Annotated in this window: 1 pseudogene; it reads left to right on the forward strand. The window is 40.3% G+C overall.

Annotated elements, in window-relative coordinates:
• A pseudogene (locus tag ACTHSP_RS21015) lies at positions 1-206 on the forward strand (zonular occludens toxin family protein); the annotation flags it as partial.
• Positions 207-809 lie beyond the last annotated feature (603 nt).

Below are 809 nucleotides of genomic sequence, written 5' to 3' on the forward strand. Positions count from 1 at the left end.
AAACCTGTATCAGCTACATAAAAGACGGCTTGCCCTTTAATCCCTACAAGGCAAAACAGCCCGAAACGGCGGTAACGTCAGCAACAAAGGAACAGCCCGAAACGCCGCAAGTATTGACAATGGGCGGAGAGAGTCCGCAAAATCTGATGTATGAAGGGTACAATGAAAAATCGTTAAGTAATCAAGGGGCAAAGGTTGGAATATGATTTTTGATATAGTAGTTGGTGGATTAATACTTTACGCCATAATTCATTTGCATAAAAAATATGGAATGTCTATATTTAAAGTCTTTTTTAAAGAAGCTTTTATAGGTTTTTCAATAGCCCTTGTTTTAATTTTTGCAGTGTTAATATTTTTATAAATTAAATAACCCTAATCCACCCACTTACTTAATCACAAGTCAGGGGGAGGACGTCCAGAAAGATTTGTAAAGGCGTGCTTTTTGCCTTTATAAATCTTTTTGGATACCCCTTGACGCAAGCGAAATAAAAAACGCTATTAGCAAGGGTTGGTGCGGTTTTTTGCGCCAACCCCTGCCACGTGGCGAACGTCCCCGAAGGGTCGCCGAAGGCAAAACTAAAGAGCTTCAGGCCGTGAATGGGCAAAACAGCCTATTGACGGCTTGATGTTTGACGAAACAGAGAGCAAAGCCCATGACTGCGAAAGTACGGCAAAGGCATAAAGCCTGAAACAAAGATAGACAGCATGGGCTTTTGTACATCTAAAGTTTGAACACTATCAAGGGATAAAAAGCCCGTATTAATAAGGTAAAACAATGTACTTAGGAATAGACGTATCAAAGAAGACTA

The sequence above is a fragment of the Neisseria sp. P0001.S005 genome (assembly GCF_051963715.1).